The following is a 1218-nucleotide window of genomic DNA, read 5'->3' as shown; positions in this document are numbered from 1 at the left end:
GGCGGCACGGCCGCGGTGGCCGCCGCCGCCGGCGGTGCGGCGTCCCGCGCGGCGGGTTCCGGCGCGAGCGCGGCCCCGGCCTCGGCCCCGGCGGCCACGCCCGGCGCCAAGGCGGTCACCGGGCCCGAGGTGCTGGCCGCCTTCCAGGCACTGCTGCCCAAGGGCGAGGTCACCGACGGCACGGGCACCGGCACCGGGTCGGGCTCCGGCGAACCGGGTGGAGGCGGGGGCAACCCGGGCGCCACCCTGGTCTTCGACGACGGCAGCGGCAAGGCCGCGATGAGCCTCTCGCTCACCCGCCTGGCGCCGAACGACCCCAACCGGGCGCAGAACACCTGCCCGGACCGGAAGCTGGTGCCGTACGACGCCTGCACCACCGGCAGCCTGCCGGGCGGCGGTTCGCTGACCGTCTTCCAGGGCTACGAGTACCCGGACAAGCACGTCCCCACCAAGTGGTGGAGCGCCAAGCTGGTCGGTCAGGACGGCCGGCAGATCGAGCTGTCCGAGTGGAACGCGCCGGCCGAGAAGGACGCGCCGGTCAGCCGGCCGGCCCCGCCGCTGTCGCCGGACCAGCTCAGGGCGATCGTCACCGACAGGTCCTGGGACCGGGTCGTCGCCGCGATCCCGGAGCCGCAGCCGGTCAGGCTGCCGGGCACCGGCACGGGGTACAGCGCGCAGGAGATCCTGCGGATCACCGCCGGGCTGCTGCCGAGCGGGCTGACCGAGACGGAGACCGGCGGCGACGGCTTCGGCTTCGCCGACTTCGTGCTCGACGACGGCCAGGGCAAGTCCCTGGTGCAGCTCAACGTGCAGGACTGGAGCCACGACCGCGGGCAGGGCGCGGGGAGCCTGTTCGGCGATGCCGAGACGCTGGCGGACGGCACCAAGGTGGTGGTCCGCAAGGAGGGCGGCAACCCGGGCATGTGGACCGTGGACACCCTGCACCCGGACGGTCTGCGGGTGGTGATCAGCTCGTTCAACAGCGGCACCCAGAAGACGCCGGCGACCCGCAAGGCCCCGGTGCTGAGCAACGACCAGATGCGGGCGATCGCGGCCGCCCCGGTGTGGACGCTCAGGAAGTAGCGGTCTGGACGTGGCAGTGCCCCGGGCGAGGGGGAGCCCGGGCCGCTCGAAGGCGACCTCGCGGCCCTTGCCGGAGGACGGCGGCAGCTGCTTCGGCTCGGTCGGCTCGGCGACCGTCGGCTCGTGGGCCAGCAG

1 protein-coding gene is annotated in these 1218 nt (G+C 75.0%); it reads left to right on the top strand.

The genetic code is table 11. The annotated features are described in order from the left end of the window. Positions 1 to 1083: hypothetical protein (locus ABT247_RS33525; protein WP_350750393.1), on the top strand; the 1083-nt coding region annotated here is incomplete at its 5' end. Positions 1084 to 1218: the final 135 nt, after the last annotated feature.

The sequence above is a fragment of the Kitasatospora sp. NPDC001539 genome (assembly GCF_040298565.1).
In the GTDB taxonomy this organism is placed as follows: Bacteria; Actinomycetota; Actinomycetes; order Streptomycetales; family Streptomycetaceae; genus Kitasatospora.
The sequence above is the reverse complement of the archived record's forward strand: the minus strand, read 5'-3'. Positions and strand labels throughout refer to the sequence as shown.